Genomic DNA, 16,338 nt, shown 5'->3' with positions numbered 1-16,338 from the left:
ATCTCCTCCTTACACCATGCCTTCGAAGAACTCGATGGTCTTGGAATCCTCGGTGAGGGTGACCATGGCCTTCTTCCAGTTGGCCCGGCGGCCGGCGGGGAACCGGCCGGTGCGCTTGGCCTTGCCCTGCATGTTCAGGGTGTTGACCTTGGCCACCTTGACGCCGAAGATCTCCTCGACCGCCTTGGCGATCTCGATCTTGTTCGCGTCCTTGGCCACCTCGAAGGTGTACTTCTTGGCCTCGGTCTCCGCCATGGACTGCTCGGTGATGATGGGGCGCTTGATGATATCATAAGCGGTGGTAGCCATTACGCAAACACCTCCTCAATGACGGCCAGGGCCGCCTTGTCCACGATAAACTTGCCGGCGTTGACGATGTCGTACACGCTCAGCACCTTGGCGGTGGTGGTGACCACGCCGGGGATGTTCCGGGCGGACAGCACCACGTTCTGGTTCACCTCGGGGGTGACCACCACGGCCTTCTTGGCGCCGACGGCGTCCAGGAAGCCCTTCATGTTCTTGGTCTTGATGGCGTCCAGGTTCAGGCCGTCCACCACCACCACGTCGCCGGAGGCGGCCTTGGCGGAGAGGGCGGACTTGAGGGCCAGGCGCTTCACCTTCTTGTTGACGGTGTAGCTGTAATCCCGGGGCTTGGGGGCAAACACGATGCCGCCGTGAGTCCACTGGGGGGCGCGGGTGGAGCCCTGACGGGCGTGACCGGTGCCCTTCTGGCGCCAGGGCTTGATGCCGCCGCCGGAGACCTCGGCGCGGGTCAGGGCGCTCTGGGTGCCCTGCCGGCAGTTGGCCAGGTGGTTCTTGACCACCTCGTGGACGACGGTCTGGTTGGGCTCGATCCCGAACACAGCTTCGGAGAGCTCCATCTCGCCGACCTGCGTGCCGGCCATGTTCACAACGATTGCCTTAGGCATTTGGGTTCTCTCCTTTCTTACTTGTTACGGGCGGAAGCCTTCTGGGGATTGACGCGGGCGGAAGCCTTCTGCGGGTTGCTGGAGATACCGGCGGCGGCGCCCTTCTCCTTGACGTTGATCACGGAGTTGCGCACGGTGACGATGCCGCCCTTGGGGCCGGGGATGGCGCCGCGCACGGCGATCAGGCCCAGCTCGGTATCCACCTTCACCACGTCCAGGTTGAGGACGGTGACCTGCTCGTTGCCCATCTGGCCGGCGCCGATCTTGCCCTTGAAGATGCGGGAGGGATCGGTGGCGGGGCCCATGGAGCCGGCGTGGCGGTGCACAGGGCCGGTGCCGTGGGACTCCTTCAGGCGGTGGGCGCCGTGGCGCTTGATGACGCCCTGGTAGCCGTGGCCCTTGCTGATGCCGGTCACGTCCACGCGGTCGCCCTCGGCGAACACGTCGGCCTTCACCTCGTCGCCCACGTTCAGGGCGTCGCAGTTGGCCAGGCGGAACTCCTTCAGGGTCTTCTTGCGCACGTCGCCGGCCTTCTTCAGGTGGCCCAGCTCGGGCTTGGTGAGCTTCTTCTCGGCCACGTCGCCGTAGCCCAGCTGAACGGCGCTGTAGCCGTCCTTCTCCTCGGTCTTCTTCTGCACCACGGTGCAGGGGCCTGCCTCGATGAGGGTGACCGGGATGACCTTGCCGTCGGCGTCAAAGATCTGCGTCATGCCGACCTTCTTGCCGATAATGGCCTTTTCCATACTGTTTCCTCCTTAAATAAGGTTATTGGTTGACGTAGGTGGGGCATTGGCTCCCCATTGCTCCGCCAACTTGACCCGTCCGCCTCAAAACGCGGCGGACTGCGGTTCAAACGATGTCAAAGCGGGTTATATTGATACCCGCCGCTGTAATCGGCGTTTTTTTCGTCAGACAAGGCGGGCCGCCGCAGACAGTACCGGGTGTACGGCAAGGCGGCCCAACGCCGTATGGCGGAAAAAGGCGGTGATTACAGCTTGATCTCAATCTCCACGCCGGCCGGAAGCTCCAGGCTCATCAGGGCCTCCACAGTCTTGGGGGAGGGCTTGAGGATGTCGATGAGGCGCTTGTGGGTGCGGCGCTCGAACTGCTCCCGGGAGTCCTTGTACTTATGGACGGCGCGCAGGATGGTCACAACCTCCTTCTTGGTGGGCAGGGGGATGGGGCCGGACACGGACGCGCCGGTGCGCTTGGCGGTCTCCACGATCTTCTCAGCGCTCTGGTCGATGAGCTGATGGTCGTAGGCCTTCAGGCGGATGCGGATCATTTCTTTCTGAGCTGCCATTTGTGGTTCCTCCTTAAAACATACGAAGTGGTGGGTTGAGCACGCTTCGTACGGTGAGAAATCTTCGTACACGTTTCCGTGCGTATCACTCCATGACATGAAGAAAACCGGCACAAGCAGGCCGGTTTGCTCCCCGCATGGCGATATACGCCGCGCACGGATTCCTCAGCCGCCCGATTCTCGCTCGGACATACTCCGCGGAAGTTACCGGCTTTCGCCGCAATCTCCCGCATCATCGCAGACTGCGCCCCTAAACAGGCGCTCTAGTATAATACCCGAAAACCCCGCCGCTGTCAATAGTTTTTCCCCGTTTTTTGAAATTTTTTCTCCGCCCGGCCGGCGGGGGTGCAGAAGCGGCCCGGCCCCCTGTTTCCGGGGGCCGGGCCGCGGCGTTTCTCCCTCACCGGAGGGCCTGCTGGGTGCGGTAGAGCCTGGCGTACTCCCCGTCCAGGGCCATGAGCTCCTCGTGGGTGCCCTCCTCCTGGATGCCGCAGCCGTCGATGACGATGATGCGGCCGGCGGAGCGGATGGTGGACAGCCGGTGGGCGATGATCAGGGTGGTGCGGCCCCGGGCCAGCTCGTCAAAGGCGGACTGGATACGCTCCTCGGTGACGGTGTCCAGGGCGGAGGTGGCCTCGTCCAGGATGAGGATGGGCGGGTTCTTCAGGAAAATGCGGGCGATGGACACCCGCTGCTTCTGCCCGCCGGAGAGCATGACGCCCCGCTCCCCCACCTGGGTCTGGAAGCCGTCGGGCATGTCTAGGATGTCCTGGTAGATCTCCGCCCGCCTGGCGGCCTCCACAACCTCCGCCTCGGTGGCGTCGGGCCGGCCGTAGCGGATGTTGTCGTAAATGGTGCCGGCAAAGAGGAACACGTCCTGCTGCACGATGCCGATGTTCTCCCGCAGGGAGCGCTGGGTCAGGGTGCGCACGTCCCGGCCGTCCACCAGGATGCGCCCGCCGGTCACGTCGTAGAACCGGGGGATGAGCTGGCACAGGGTGGACTTGCCCCCGCCGGAGGGCCCCACCACCGCCACCGTCTCCCCGGGGCGGACGTGGAGGGTGACGTGCTCCAGCACCGGCTCGGGGGAGGTCTCGTAGCGGAAGGTCACGTCGTCCACCAGGATGTCCCCCTGCACGGCGGTGAGCTCTTCGGCGTCGGGGGCGTCCTGGACGGCGGGCTCCACCCGCATCAGCTCCACAAACCGCTTGAAGCCCGCCATGCCCTGCATGAACTGCTCCACAAAGGCGGACAGCTTGCGCACGGGAGTAATAAAGGTGGTGACGTACAGGGCGAAGGTGGTGAGATCGATGAAGTCCATGCCGTCCCGCATGATGAGGAAGCCGCCGAAGGCGATCACCAGCACCGACAGGATGCCCATGAAGAACTCCATGCCCGACTGATAGAAGGCCATGGTGCGGTAGTAGCCCCGCTTGGCCCCCCGGAACTGGTCGTTGGCGGCGTTGAACTTGGCGCTCTCCGCCTCCTCGTTGGCGAAGGCCTTGGCGGTGCGCATGCCGGAGATGGAGGACTCCACCTCCCCGTTGATGCCCGCCAGCTTGGCCTTCACCTCGGTGGAGGCCTGCATCATCTTCTTGCGGCTCAGGGCGGTGAAGAGGACAAACAGGGGGATCACCGCGAACACGATCAGCGCCAGCTGCCACTGGATGGTCAGCATGATGCAGAAGGCCCCCAGGATGGTGACGGAGGAGATGAAGAGATCCTCCGGGCCGTGGTGGGCCAGCTCGGTGATCTCGAACAGATCGCCGGTGACCCGGCTCATGAGCTGGCCGGTGCGGTTCTTGTCGTAAAAGGAGAAGGACAGCTTCTGCATGTGGGTGAACAGATCCCGGCGGATGTCCGCCTCCATCCGCACGCCCAGCAGGTGCCCCCAGTAGGTGATGATGTAGTAAAACACGCCCTTGAGCACGTAGGCCAGGGCCAGCAGCGCCATGACGGCGAAAAAGGCCCCGAACTGCCGGCCGGGCAGCAGGTTCTGCATGGAGTACCGGGAGGCCACCGGGAAGGTCAGATCCACCAGGCAGATGCACAGGGCGCACACCATGTCCAGGGCAAACAGCTTCCAGTGGGGCTTATAGTAGGAGGCAAAGATGCGCAGATACCCGCGGGTGCGGAAGGCATTCTCTCCCATCGGTCAAAACACTCCTCTCTGGGCGGGCAGGGCCCGCAGGCGGGGTCGTCCGGCTTTCCGAATCGTATCCATAAAAATAACCACACCTTCCGGTGTGGTTATTTTGGTGGACGATACAGGACTTGAACCTGTGACCTCCCGCACGTCAAGCGGATGCTCTACCAGCTGAGCTAATCGTCCGGACAGCGTAGACTATTATACCGGCAGCAGGACGGCTTGTCAATAGTTTTTTTCATTTTCCCCTTTTCAACAGTGTAGGAGTACAATACATATTGGACAGAAGAATAAAAAAGGATGAAGGATAAGGCCTCATCGGTTAAAGTTGGAGTTGCAGACAACAACTTGACGAGAGGGGGCCATATCCTTCATGAGCAAGAGTATAACACAGGACATGGCATATCGGCAATCCCTGATGAAGTACGCGGAGAAATACGGCGTCAGCCGGGCAAGCCGGAAGTATAACAAAAGCCGGTCGTATATCTACTTTTGGAAGAAACGCTGGGACGGCAGAGCAGAATCCCTGGTTTGCCAGTCCCGGCGGCCCCACAGCCATCCAAACCAGCACACAGAAGCAGAACTAAAACTGATCCGGGATATGCGCCGCCGCAATCCGAATCTGGGTATGGTGGAGTTGTGGCACCGGCTGCGGCAGCGAGGCTACACCCGCCGCCCAGAGAGCCTGTTCCGGGTGATGAGAAAGCTGGGGCTGTTCTCACCTAAAGAGAAGAAAACGGCCTACAAGCCAAAGCCCTACCAGCAGATGACCTATCCCGGCCAGCGGGTTCAGGTAGATGTGAAGGTGGTCCCCCGCCGCTGCATCACCGACTCGGAACTCCGCCTGTTTCAGTACACCGCCATTGATGAGTTCACCCGCCTGCGCTTCCTGGCCGCCTACCCGGAGCAGTCCACCTTTTCCTCCGCTGACTTTCTGAAAAAGCTGTCCAAATGGTACGCCCGCCGGGGAATCCGCGTGGAATGTGTCCAGACGGATAATGGCTTTGAATTTACCAATCGTTTCTCCAACAGCAAGCGGGATCTCCCTACTCTGTTTGAGTCCGCCGCCGCCCAACTGGGTATCCGCCACAAGCTCATCCGGCCTTATACGCCTCGCCACAACGGCAAGGTGGAGCGCAGCCACCGTGAGGACCAGAAACGCTTCTATTCCTGCCACAGTTTTTACTCCCTGGATGACTTCGCCAGACAGCTCGCTGTCCACAACCGCCGCTCCAACAACTTCCCCATGAGACCGCTTAGTTGGCTTTCTCCGAACGAATTCACTGTCCAATATGTTTGACAAACCTACATTTTTTCATTTTCCCCTTTTCAACAGGGCCGGGGGCTGATATACTCGGATTGTCCAGATCTGATCAGGAGAGGAGGGAGCGCCGATGCTGGGTGAGCGGATGCCCCTGGCGGAGCTTTGCCCGGGGCTGGAGACGGAGGCGGTGCTCACCGCGTACTGCCGGGGCCGGACGGGGCTGCTGGCCGACGACGGGGCGCGGTGGGCGGTGCTGATCCTCCCCGGCGGGGGGTATGAGCGCATCGCCCCGGCGGAGGGGGAGCCGGTGGCCCTGGCCTTCGCAGCGGCGGGAGTGCAGGCCTTTGTGCTGTCCTACAGCGTGCTGCCCGCCCGGTGGCCCCGGCAGTTTCTGGAGGGGGCGGCGGCCCTGGCCTGGCTGCGGAGCCGCGCCGGGACGTACGGCTTCCGGCCCGACCGGGTGGCGGTGTGCGGCTTCTCCGCCGGGGGGCACCTGGCGGGGTGCCTGTCCTGCCTGTGGGATCACATTATATTAAAGGAGGCACCGGGCCTGGCCCCGGCGCAGGTGCGGCCCGACGCGTCCATCCTGTGCTACCCGGTGGTGAACGAGGGGCGCTACCTCTCCCCCCTGGGCGGCGGGGAGGCGCTGCGGCTGGATCGGCGGGTGCGGCCCGACCACCCCCCCGCCTTTCTGTGGGCCACGGCTGGGGACGCCACGGTGCCGGCGGAGAACACCCTGGACTACGCCCGGGCGCTGCGGGAAAACGGGGTGCCCTTCGAGCTGCACCTCTTCCAGGACGGGCCCCACGCCATGGGGCTGGCCGACCGGGAGAGCGCCCGGGACGAGGCCCACTACAACGCCCACGCGGCGGCCTGGCACGGGCTGTGCGTGGACTGGCTGAAAGGACGGAGCTGACATGGAGCAGAAGGTGGTGCTGATCACCGGCGCCAGCCGGGGCATCGGCGCGGCGGCGGCCCGGCGGTTCGCCGCCGGGGGGTGCAGGGTGGTGGTGAACTACCACCGCTCCCGGGAGCAGGCGGAGGCCCTGGCGGCGGAGATTGGCGGCTGGGCGGTGCAGGCCGACGTGTCCGACCCGGTTCAGGTGGGGAAAATGGTTGACAATGTGTTGGATAAATTTTGTCAACTTGACATTCTGATATGTAACGCCGGGGTGGCCCAGCAGAAATTGTTTGGCGATTTGACCGACGAGGACTGGCGGCGCATCTTCGCGGTCAATGTGGACGGGGTGTTCCACACCATCCGGGCAGCCCTGCCCCACTTCATCCACCGGAAGGCGGGGAAGATCCTCACCGTGTCCTCCATGTGGGGACAGGTGGGCGGCTCCTGCGAGGCGGCCTATTCCGCCGCAAAGGCCGCTGTGATAGGGCTTACAAAGGCTCTGGCCAAGGAGCTCGGGCCCTCTGGGATCACGGTGAACTGTGTGTCGCCGGGGGTCATCCAGACCGACATGAACGCCCATCTGGACGGGGAGACCATGGCCGCCCTGGCGGAGGAGACCCCCCTGGGCACCATCGGCACGCCGGAGGATGTGGCGGAGGCCATGTGGTACCTGGCCTCGGACGCGGCCCGGTTTGTCACCGGGCAGGTGCTCGCCCCCAACGGCGGGCTGGTCATCTGAGGTGCTTTTTACAAATTGTTCATATTTCCGACAATGGCGTCCCGCCCCGGGACGCCATTGTGCATTTTGCAGGTTGACAATTCCCCCTGCGGCGCATATAATTGTCAACAACTTCATCAAGGAGGAAGATACCATGAAAAAGACTCGCATCCTGTCTCTTGCCATGACGGGCGCGCTGTGTCTGTCCCTGCTGGCCGGCTGCGGCGGCGGAAACGGCGGCACGTCTGAGACCCCCGCTTCCGGGACTCCGGCCGCGGAGAACACCAGCTCCGCCGCCGCCGGCGAGGCCAGCGGCACCTTTACCATCGGCATGATCGGCCCCCTGACCGGCGGCGCGGCCATCTACGGCACCGCCGTGGCCAATGCGGCCCAGATCGCCGTGGAGGAGATCAACGCCCTGGGCGGCCCTGTCCAGCTCGAGCTGATCACCCAGGACGACACCAACGACGCCGAGACCGCCGTCAACGCCTACAATAACCTGATGGATCAGGGGATGCAGATTCTGCTGGGCACCGTCACCACCCAGCCCGCCCTGGCCGTGGTGCCCTACACCTATGACGAGCGGGTGTTCACCCTGACCCCCTCCGGCTCCGGCGACGACGTCATTGAGGGCAACGACAACGTGTACCAGGTGTGCTTCACCGACTCCAACCAGGGCACCCGTTCCGCCCAGTACATCGACGAGAACTTTGAGAATCCCCAGATCGCCATCATCTACAAGAACGACGACCAGTACTCCCAGGGCATCCGGGACAACTTCGTGGCCGAGGCGGAGAACCGGGGCATGTCCATCGTCTATGAGGGCACCTTTACCGAGGCCAGCCAGACCGACTTCAACAACCAGCTGACCGCTGCCCAGTCCGCGGGGGCCGATATGATCTTCCTGCCCATCTACTACACCCCCGCCTCCGTCATCCTGACCCAGGCCAACGCCATGGGCTATGAGCCCACCTTCTTCGGCGTGGACGGCATGGACGGCATCCTCACCGTGGACGGCTTCGACACCAGCCTGGCCGAGGGCGTGTACCTGCTGACCCCCTTCTCCGCCGACGCGGAGGACGAGGCCACCCAGGCCTTCGTGACGGAGTATCAGAGCCGCTTCGAGGACATCCCCAACCAGTTCGCCGCCGACGCCTATGACGGCATCTACATCATCTATGAGGCCATCCAGGCCGCCGGCGTCACCTCCGACATGTCCAACGAGGAGATCTGTGACGCGCTGATCGCCGCCATGGGCGACCTGTCCGTGGTGGGCCTGACCAGCGCCGGATCCGAGATGACCTGGGACGACAACGGCGCCGTGTCCAAGGATCCCGCCGCCGTCATCATCGAGAACGGCGTCTACGTCACCCCCTGATTCCCCGCAACAGAAATCAAACAAGCGCAGAGCAGGCTGCCGGGGTAGCCCGGCAGCTCTCTGCGTTTCCTGACAGAAACCGGAGCGGCGCGGCGTCCGTCGTTCACGCCGCCCCGGCCTCTGCCAGGAAAGAGAGAGGTGTAAGAGCGAATGGAATTTTTATCCTACCTGATCAACGGCATCAGTCTGGGGAGCATCTACGCCATCATCGCCCTGGGCTACACCATGGTGTACGGCATCGCCAAGATGCTCAACTTCGCCCACGGCGACGTCATCATGGTGGGCGGTTATGTGGTGTTCTACGCCACCAACTTTGCGCGCAGCAGCCTGCTGGGGGACAATCCCTCCGCCCTGGCCTCCGGGCTGTCCACCCTGGTGTGCGTGATCCTGGCCATGGTGGTGTGCGGCGTGCTGGGCGTCATTATTGAGGCCCTGGCCTACAAGCCCCTGCGGCGGGCCGGCTCCCTGGCGGTGCTCATCACCGCCATCGGCGTGAGCTATTTTCTCCAGAACGCGGCCCAGCTCCTCTTCGGGGCCAACCCCAAGAACTTCACCCCCGTGGTCAGCGGGCAGCTGACCCTCTTCGGCGGGCAGCTGCGCATCTCCTTCGTGGCCCTGCTGACCATCGTGGCCTGCGTGGTCATCATGGTGGCTCTGACCCTCTTTACCGGACGGAGCAAGATGGGCAAGGCCATGCGGGCCTGCTCCGAGGATCAGGGGGCGGCCCAGCTCATGGGCATCAACGTCAACTCCACCATCTCCATGACCTTTGCCATCGGCTCCGCCCTGGCGGCCATCGCCGGCGTGCTGATGTGCTCCTATTCCCCGGTGCTCCAGCCCACCACCGGCTCCATGCCCGGCATCAAGGCCTTCACCGCCGCCGTGTTCGGCGGCATCGGCTCCATCCCCGGGGCCTTCCTGGGCGGCATCCTGCTGGGCATCATTGAGGCCATAGCCCAGGCGTACATCTCCACCCAGCTGTCCAACGCCATCCTGTTCGCGGTGCTCATCGTGGTGCTGCTGGTGAAGCCGTCCGGCCTGCTGGGCAAGTACGTGCCGGAGAAAGTGTGAGGTGGCCGGGATATGAAACAGTATTTCAAGACTATGAAAACCGCCACCAAGGTGGACTACGCCACCTATGCGGGGGTTGTGCTGGCATTTGTCATCGTGATGCTCTGCCAGTCCATGGGGCTGCTGAGCCGGTCAATCACCGGCATGCTGGTGCCCATCTGCTGCTACATCTGCATGTCCCTGTCCCTGAACCTGACGGTGGGCGTGCTGGGCGAGCTGAGCCTGGGCCACGCCGGCTTCATGAGCGTGGGTGCCTTCACCGGCATCATCACCTCCATGTGCCTGTCCGCCTCCGTGTCCAGCGAGCTGGTGCGCATCGTGCTCTCCCTGGTGGTGGGCACCATCTTCGCCGCCGTGGTGGGCCTGGTGGTGGGCATCCCGGTGCTCCGCCTGCGGGGCGACTACCTGGCCATTGTCACCCTGGCCTTCGGTGAGATCATCAAGGATATCATCAACTGCCTGCTGGTGGGCTGGGACGAGCGGGGCCTGCACATCGCTCTGAACTTTGACGGCACCAAGAGCATCGACAGCCTGGGCCTGAGCGAGAACGGCATTGAGATCATCAAGGGCGCCCAGGGCGCCTCCGGCAACGACCGCATCGCCACCTTCGTGGTGGGCTTTGTGCTGGTGATGATCACCCTGATTGTGGTGCTCAACCTGGTGCGCTCCCGCACCGGCCGGGCGGTGATGGCCATCCGGGACAACCGCATCGCCGCCGAGAGCGTGGGCATCAACGTGACCAAATACAAGCTCATCGCCTTCGTCACCTCCGCCGCCCTGGCGGGGGCCGCCGGCGCCCTGTTCGGCCTGAACTACTCCAGCGTCAGCGCCGCCCAGTTCGACTTCAACACCTCCATTCTGGTGCTGGTCTACGTGGTGCTGGGCGGGCTGGGCAACATGTGGGGCTCCATCATCGCCACGGTGGTGCTCTATGTCCTGCCTGAGGCCCTGCGCCAGTTCTCCGACTACCGCATGCTGGTGTATGCCATCGTGCTGATCCTGGTGATGCTGGCCACCCACAACCCCATCCTGCGGAGCTTCTTCACCCGCCTGTTCCGGCGGGAGAAGGAGGACGGCTCTGCCGTCCGCGCGGTGAAAGGAGGCGGCAGCCATGAGTAACAAGCGTCCGGAGACCAAGCTGGTTCCCGTGCCCAGCGTCAACAAGATCCCCGAGCGGGACGTGGACAAGAGCCCCATCCTGGAGGCCCAGCACCTGGGCATTGACTTCGGCGGCCTCACCGCCGTCAACGAGTTCAACATGGCCATCGGCCGCACCGAAATTGCCGGCCTCATCGGCCCCAACGGCGCGGGCAAGACCACGGTGTTCAACCTGCTGACCAAGGTGTACCAGCCCACCCGGGGCACCATCCTGCTGGACGGGCTGGACACCGCCGGCAAGACCACCGCCCAGGTCAACCGCATGGGCATCGCCCGCACCTTCCAGAACATCCGCCTCTTCGACAACCTGTCCGTGGAGGACAACGTGAAGATCGGCATGCACAACACCATCCACTCCGGCATGCTCAGCAGCGTGCTCCGCCTGCCCTCCTACTGGCGGGAGGAGAAGATCGCCCACCAGCGGGCGCTGGAGCTGCTCTCCCTCTTTGACATGCAGGATCTGGCCAACGCCAAGGCGGGTTCACTCCCCTACGGCGCCCAGCGGCGGCTGGAGATCGTCCGGGCCCTGGGCACCAACCCCTCCCTGCTGCTGCTGGACGAGCCGGCGGCGGGCATGAACCCGTCCGAGACGGCGGAGCTGATGGAGAACATCGTCAAGATCCGCGACACCTTCCAGATTGCCATCCTGCTCATTGAGCACGACATGAGCCTGGTCATGGGCATCTGCGAGGGCATCTGCGTGCTCAACTTCGGCCAGATCATCGCCAAGGGCACCCCCACGGAGATCCAGAACAACCCGGAGGTCATCAAGGCCTACCTGGGCAACGGAAAGGAGGTGTGACGGCATGGCTGTGATGCTGGATGTGAAGAACATCAATGTATATTACGGCGCCATCCACGCCGTCAAGGACATCTCCTTCCACGTGGACGAGGGGGAGATTGTCACCCTCATCGGCGCCAACGGCGCCGGCAAGACCACCACCCTGCAGACCGTGTCCGGCCTGCTCCACTCCCGCACCGGCTCCATCGAGTTTCTGGGCCAGCCCATCCAGTCCGTCCCCGCCGCCAAGCTGGTGGGCCAGGGCCTGGCCCAGGTGCCGGAGGGCCGCCGGGTGTTCCAGCATATGACGGTGGAGGAGAACCTGGAGATGGGCGGCTTCACCCAGCCCAATTCCACCATCGCCCCCAATCTGGAGCGGGTATACGACCAGTTTCCCCGCCTGAAGGAGCGGCGCCGCCAGGTGGCGGGCACCCTGTCCGGCGGCGAGCAGCAGATGCTGGCTATGGGCCGCGCCCTCATGTCCAACCCCAAGCTGCTCATGCTGGATGAGCCGTCCATGGGCCTGGCCCCCATCCTGGTGGAGCAGATCTTTGAGATCATCCAGCGCCTGCACCAGAAGGGCACCACCATCCTGCTGGTGGAGCAGAACGCCCAGATGGCCCTCAGCGTGGCCGACCGGGGCTACGTGCTGGAAACCGGCCGGGTCACCCTCACCGGCCCGGGTAAGGAACTGCTGGCCGACGAGGCCGTCAAAAAGGCATATCTGGGCGGTTGAGCGCCCCCAAGCAAGGCACAAAAAGGCCGGGAGCGGAACTATGTTCCGCTCCCGGCCTCATGTTTCCCTAAGGCTTGTTTGAAAATTGGCGATGTGTCCAGCGGCGAGGGATTTTGGGCCGCTGGCAAGCAATTTTTTCGCAGGAATCCTGACGGATTTCAAGGAAAAATTGCGCCGTCCAGGGGGCAAAAGGCCCGCCGATTAGGCATGCTGACATGTTTCAAACAAGCCCTAGGAGGGCCGGTAGTCCGGCCGCACAAAGGGCGGCTCGATTGCACACTCGGTCAGCAGGCCGTACCTGCCGGGGCGGCGGTAGGCGTTTCCGTGGACTTCGCTGGCGCGGTAGGCCCGCAGCTGCTCCAGATCCAGGGCGGCCAGGCAGATCCCCTCCTCCCCGCCGGCCCGGAGGATGCAGGTGTCCCGGGAGTCCTCCTGATCCGGGAGATAGGCCACCCCGTCAAAGACGGTGGAGCGGCCGTTGCAGTCGGGCACCGTGTCCGGGTAGTTGCAGGTGGCGATGGCCGTCATGTTCTCAAAGGCCCGGCCCCGCAGCTGGGAGAGCCGGTTGAGCTCCATGGGGCAGGCGTTGGGCACCAGGATCAGCTCCGCCCCCTTGAGCATGAGGATCCGGGCGCTCTCCGGAAATTCCCGGTCATAGCAGATCATGGCCCCCACCCGCACGGGGCCCCTGGCGGTGTCCAGCTCCGCCACATAAAAATCATCCCCCGGGGTCAGGTACCGCTCCTCCCCGAAGTCGCAGGTGTGTACCTTGGCATAGGTGAACGCCTCTCTGCCAAACCGGTCAAAGAGGGTCAGGGTGTTGCGGGGCCCGCCCTGGTACGCCTCCAGAAAGGTGATGCCGATTGCCATGCCCAGCTCCGCCGCCAGGGCCTGAAAGGCGCGGACGAAGTCCCCGCCGGCGGGCACCGCCTCCCTCTTCCACACCTCCGGCGGGCGGCCGCAGATGTTGTAGCCGCTGCTCCACATCTCGGGAAACAGGGCGATGTCCGCCCCCAGGGCTCTGGCCCGGCGGCAGGCCGCCAGCCCCTTCTCCAGATTCCCCGCCACGGTGCCGGCGGGCGAGAGCTGCAGCAGCGCGATGCTCAGCGGCTCCACCTTCTAGCCCTCCTCCGGCACGCCGCACGCCAGCAGGCGGCAGCTCCCCTCTGTCTCGCAGCGGTAGGCTTCCACGCCGTGGGGGACGAAGAGCTCGTCCCCCCGCTTGACGGGCAGGCTGCCGCCCTCCCAGCGGAGGGTGCCCTCCCCCTCCAGCACCAGCACCACCTGGAAGCTCCGGTTGGGACAGTCCGCCGGGGCCGCGGCCCGGGCGGTGAGCTCATCCATGCAGAAGCGGCCGGTCTGCCGCCGGGAGATCAGCCGCCGGCGCCAGGGCTGGCCGGGCTCCTCCTCAGGCCGGGACAGGTGGGCAGACAGCATCTCCTCCCGGGACAGGCAGTCGAAGTTGAAGCAGTCCAGCAGGCCGTCCATCCCCGCCGGGCCGTACATGCTCTCCACCGGCAGGCGGGAGCCGTCGGGCCGGATGTACTCCGCCCGCAGGGTGATGTCCACCGGCTCCTGGATCTCCGCCACCAGAGAGCCGCTGCCCATGGCGTGGACGGTGCCCGCCGGGATGAAGTACACCTCTCCCGGGTGAATGGGCACCCGGTGGAGGCAGTCCAGCAGGCCGGCGGTATCCTGCTTCTCGATCAGGGCGCGGAACCGCTCCGGCGTGACGCCGGGGCGGAAGCCCAGCCAGATGCAGGCCTCCGGCCGGGCGGCCAGCACGTACCACGCCTCGTCCTTGCCGCAGGGCAGACCGAAGTATTTCCGGGCCCGCTCCCCGTCCGGGTGGGTCTGAATGAGCAGCCTGTCCCGGGAGTTGAGCAGCTTGAGCAGGAAGCCCAGGCTGGCCCCCCACCGGGCGGCATGGGCCTCCCCCAGCCACTCCGCCGGGGCGGCCTCCAGGCAGTCCTTCAGGAACTCGTCCGTCCCCGCGATGCGGGACAGGCCGGTGGTGGTGCCCGGCGCCAGGGCCGAGGTCACCAGGGAGGCCAGCCACAGCTGGGAGCAAACCTTCTCCCCCGGCCCGTCCCCCAGGAACTCGTTGATCATCTCGCCCCCGGGGATCAGATAGTCCACCTTGTTGGGCGCCATTCTGAGGATCTGTTTGGGCGACACCTGCATCGTCATTTCCTCCCTTTTCTGCACAGTATCGGTCTTTTCAGTATAGCAGGCCGCCGGTCGCCCTGCAAGGGGCGGATTGTTCTGGAAATTTTTTGCTTTCCGGCGACAGGGATCGGTCACATCCGCCGCCCTCTTTTGCATATACTGGTGTGTACATCGCTTACGAAGGAGGCTGACAGCATGCAGCAGACCAAGCCCATTGAAACCGCCCCGGGCGGCAAGCCCAAGGGGGATATTGACGATCTGATCTTCCGCGCCGACTCCGGCCGGACGGTCAGCGAACGATAAAACCGCCCGCCTCCGGGCGGTTTCAGCCTGTCGAAAAAGTCTTTTCGACAGGCTGCTGAACTTTTTGAAACTTCAAAAAAGTTTCAAAAAGTTGTTTGATCCAACGCGAAAGGGAACCCTGACGGTTCATCTCCGCGCCAAGTGCCGCCGCTTTGCGGCGGTTGCGCTCCGAAACGCCCTGCGGGGGCAGCCTTTCACACTATCCTTCCCTCCGAATCCTTTAGCCGGATGGTTTATCGACATCCAGAAAACCGCCCGCCTCCGGGCGGTTTTTTCCTCTCCTTCCCTTTACAAGCGTCTCTTCCTTGGATATAATAGTAGGGCTAATTTGAGGAAACGAGTGAATGATCATGCTTCAATTTGACGAATACAAGGTAAAACTCAACAATCTCAAGCCAGAACTGGACGAGCTGGAGCAGGCCCTGGGCCTGGAGGCCGCCCAGCGGGAGGCGGAGATGCTGGAGTCGGAGAGCGCCTCCGACGGCTTCTGGGACAACCTGGAGAAGGCCCAGAAGGTGCAGCAGCGGGTGAAGCACCTGCGGGACAAGCTGGAGGGGCAGCAGAAGCGCCGCACCCAGTGGGACGATCTCATGACCCTGTGCGAGCTGGGCAATGAGATGGAGGACGAGAGCCTGGTGCCCGAGGTGGAGGAGGGCTTCGCCAAGCTGGAGGCGGAGATCGAGGAGGCCAAGCTGTCCACCCTGCTCACCGGGGAGTACGACGCCTCCAACGCCATCCTCACCTTCCACGCCGGCGCCGGCGGCACCGAGGCCCAGGACTGGGCCCAGATGCTCTACCGCATGTACACCCGCTGGGCCGAGCGCCACGGTTACAGCTACAAGGTACTGGACTACCTGGACGGGGACGAGGCGGGCATCAAGAGCGCCACCATCATGGTGGAGGGGGAGAACGCCTACGGACACCTGAAGGGGGAGCACGGCGTCCACCGGCTGGTGCGGGTGTCCCCCTTTGACGCCAACGCCCGGCGGCAGACCTCCTTCGCCGCGCTGGAGGTCATGCCCGAGATCCCCGACGACGTGGAGGTGGATATCCGCCCCGAGGACATCGAGATGCAGGTGTTCCGCTCCTCCGGCGCCGGCGGCCAGCACATCAACAAGACCTCCTCTGCCGTCCGCCTGATCCACAAGCCCACCGGCATCGTGGTTTCCTGCCAGACCGAGCGCAGCCAGTTCCAGAACCGGGACACCTGTATGAAGATGCTCCGCTCCCGCCTGGTGGAGCTGAAGATGCAGCAGCACGCCGAGAAGATCTCCGATCTGAAGGGCGTGCAGCTCAAAATCGAGTGGGGCAGCCAGATCCGCTCCTACGTATTCATGCCCTACCAGCTGGTGAAGGACAACCGCACCGGCTATGAGACCAGCAACATCAACGCCGTCATGGACGGGGATCTGGACGGCTTTATCAACGCCTATCTGAAGGCCGAGGCCACCGGAGTCTGGGCCGAAAAATAAACAGGAATT

16 protein-coding genes and 1 tRNA gene are annotated in these 16,338 nt (G+C 64.0%); 9 read left to right on the top strand and 8 right to left on the bottom strand.

The genetic code is table 11. The features are described from left to right. Window positions 1-9: 9 nt before the first annotated feature. The 6 genes from rplW to B5E42_RS14630 all read right to left on the bottom strand — a co-directional run bounded on the left by rplW (window position 10) and on the right by B5E42_RS14630 (window position 4,564). Complete coding sequence (gene rplW, locus B5E42_RS14655; protein ID WP_087240965.1) at window positions 10-309, bottom strand: 50S ribosomal protein L23; 300 nt, start codon at window positions 307-309, stop codon at window positions 10-12. Then, complete coding sequence (gene rplD, locus B5E42_RS14650) at window positions 309-929, bottom strand: 50S ribosomal protein L4 (protein ID WP_087240963.1); 621 nt, start codon at window positions 927-929, stop codon at window positions 309-311. Before rplD ends, rplW begins: the two co-directional genes overlap by 1 nt. Window positions 930-946: 17 nt before the next feature. Then, window positions 947-1,672 (bottom strand): 50S ribosomal protein L3, encoded by a 726-nt coding sequence (gene rplC / locus B5E42_RS14645; RefSeq protein ID WP_087240961.1) that lies wholly within the window; start codon window positions 1,670-1,672, stop codon window positions 947-949. A 245-nt stretch (window positions 1,673-1,917) separates the two neighbouring features. Then, window positions 1,918-2,232: a 30S ribosomal protein S10 gene (gene rpsJ / locus B5E42_RS14640; RefSeq protein ID WP_006573401.1), complete on the bottom strand. Its 315-nt coding sequence runs from the start codon at window positions 2,230-2,232 to the stop codon at window positions 1,918-1,920. A 400-nt stretch (window positions 2,233-2,632) separates the two neighbouring features. Then, entirely contained in the window at window positions 2,633-4,384 is a 1,752-nt protein-coding gene (locus tag B5E42_RS14635) for an ABC transporter ATP-binding protein (RefSeq protein ID WP_087240958.1), read from the bottom strand. A 104-nt stretch (window positions 4,385-4,488) separates the two neighbouring features. Next, window positions 4,489-4,564, bottom strand: a tRNA-Val gene (locus tag B5E42_RS14630). A gap of 211 nt (window positions 4,565-4,775) precedes the next feature. Here B5E42_RS14630 and B5E42_RS14625 point away from each other — a divergent pair. From B5E42_RS14625 to B5E42_RS14590, 8 genes are all read left to right on the top strand, one after another. Continuing rightward, window positions 4,776-5,678: a DDE-type integrase/transposase/recombinase gene (locus B5E42_RS14625; protein ID WP_242966978.1), complete on the top strand. Its 903-nt coding sequence runs from the start codon at window positions 4,776-4,778 to the stop codon at window positions 5,676-5,678. Window positions 5,679-5,772: 94 nt separating this feature from the next. Next, window positions 5,773-6,558, top strand: a complete 786-nt coding sequence (locus tag B5E42_RS14620; RefSeq protein WP_087240956.1) for an alpha/beta hydrolase — start codon at window positions 5,773-5,775, stop codon at window positions 6,556-6,558. A gap of 1 nt (window position 6,559) precedes the next feature. Further along, entirely contained in the window at window positions 6,560-7,282 is a 723-nt protein-coding gene (gene fabG, locus B5E42_RS14615) for a 3-oxoacyl-ACP reductase FabG (protein ID WP_087240954.1), read from the top strand. Between the two features lie 133 nt (window positions 7,283-7,415). After that, a complete protein-coding gene (locus tag B5E42_RS14610; protein WP_087240952.1) occupies window positions 7,416-8,639 on the top strand; it encodes an ABC transporter substrate-binding protein in 1,224 nt (407 codons plus the stop codon). 150 nt (window positions 8,640-8,789) lie between these two features. Beyond that, window positions 8,790-9,710: a branched-chain amino acid ABC transporter permease gene (locus tag B5E42_RS14605; protein WP_087240950.1), complete on the top strand. Its 921-nt coding sequence runs from the start codon at window positions 8,790-8,792 to the stop codon at window positions 9,708-9,710. Between the two features lie 12 nt (window positions 9,711-9,722). After that, window positions 9,723-10,829, top strand: a complete 1,107-nt coding sequence (locus tag B5E42_RS14600) for a branched-chain amino acid ABC transporter permease (protein ID WP_087240948.1) — start codon at window positions 9,723-9,725, stop codon at window positions 10,827-10,829. Further along, on the top strand, window positions 10,822-11,670 hold the full coding sequence (locus B5E42_RS14595) for an ABC transporter ATP-binding protein (protein ID WP_087240946.1): 849 nt from the start codon (window positions 10,822-10,824) through the stop codon (window positions 11,668-11,670). The genes B5E42_RS14600 and B5E42_RS14595 overlap by 8 nt, the downstream gene beginning before the upstream one ends. Window positions 11,671-11,683: 13 nt before the next feature. Next, complete coding sequence (locus tag B5E42_RS14590) at window positions 11,684-12,385, top strand: ABC transporter ATP-binding protein (RefSeq protein WP_343214200.1); 702 nt, start codon at window positions 11,684-11,686, stop codon at window positions 12,383-12,385. Between the two features lie 231 nt (window positions 12,386-12,616). Here the strand turns inward: B5E42_RS14590 and B5E42_RS14585 are convergent, their stop codons facing one another. Further along, a complete protein-coding gene (locus tag B5E42_RS14585) occupies window positions 12,617-13,501 on the bottom strand; it encodes a carbon-nitrogen hydrolase family protein (protein ID WP_087240941.1) in 885 nt (294 codons plus the stop codon). Window positions 13,502-13,504: 3 nt separating this feature from the next. Then, window positions 13,505-14,569, bottom strand: coding sequence for a type I phosphomannose isomerase catalytic subunit (locus B5E42_RS14580; RefSeq protein WP_087240940.1), 1,065 nt, complete (start codon window positions 14,567-14,569; stop codon window positions 13,505-13,507). Window positions 14,570-15,207: 638 nt separating this feature from the next. Here B5E42_RS14580 and prfB point away from each other — a divergent pair. Then, a complete protein-coding gene (prfB, locus tag B5E42_RS14575; protein WP_087241154.1) occupies window positions 15,208-16,329 on the top strand; it encodes a peptide chain release factor 2 in 1,122 nt (373 codons plus the stop codon). Window positions 16,330-16,338: the final 9 nt, after the last annotated feature.

It is taken from the genome of Flavonifractor sp. An10, from assembly GCF_002161215.1.
Classification (GTDB): domain Bacteria; phylum Bacillota; class Clostridia; order Oscillospirales; family Oscillospiraceae; genus Flavonifractor; species Flavonifractor avistercoris.
This window is presented reverse-complemented; position numbering and strand designations above follow the sequence as displayed.